Below are 425 nucleotides of genomic sequence, written 5' to 3' on the forward strand. Positions count from 1 at the left end.
TTCCGCAGCCGCGGGGACGACATGGAGGACATCGTCCAGGTCGGCATGATCGGCCTGATCAAGGCGATCGACCGGTTCGAGCTGACCCGCGAGGTGGAGTTCACCACCTTCGCCGTCCCCTACATCGTGGGCGAGATCAAGCGGTTCTTCCGCGACACCAGCTGGGCCGTCCACGTCCCCCGCCGCCTCCAGGAGGCCCGGGTGGAGCTGGCCCGCGCCACCGAGGAGCTGCGCACCCGGCTGGGCCGCACCCCCACCGTGGCCGAGCTCTCCGCCCTGATGAACCTCTCCGAGGAGGAGGTCATCGAGGCCCGGCTCGCCGCCAACGGCTACAACTCCACCTCCCTCGACGCCGCCATCAGCGGCGACAACGAGGACGGCGAAGCCGCGCTGGCCGACTTCATCGGCGCCGAGGACCCCGCCAT

The 425-nt window shown here is 70.4% G+C and carries 1 protein-coding gene; it reads left to right on the top strand.

Going from position 1 to position 425, the window contains the following annotated elements:
* Nucleotides 1–425, top strand: a 425-nt coding sequence (locus NX801_RS30630; RefSeq protein WP_309505941.1) for a sigma-70 domain-containing protein, incomplete at both ends; no start/stop codon positions are given.

Origin of the sequence: Streptomyces pyxinae, assembly GCF_024756275.1 — a bacterium.
In the GTDB taxonomy this organism is placed as follows: Bacteria; Actinomycetota; Actinomycetes; order Streptomycetales; family Streptomycetaceae; genus Streptomyces; species Streptomyces pyxinae.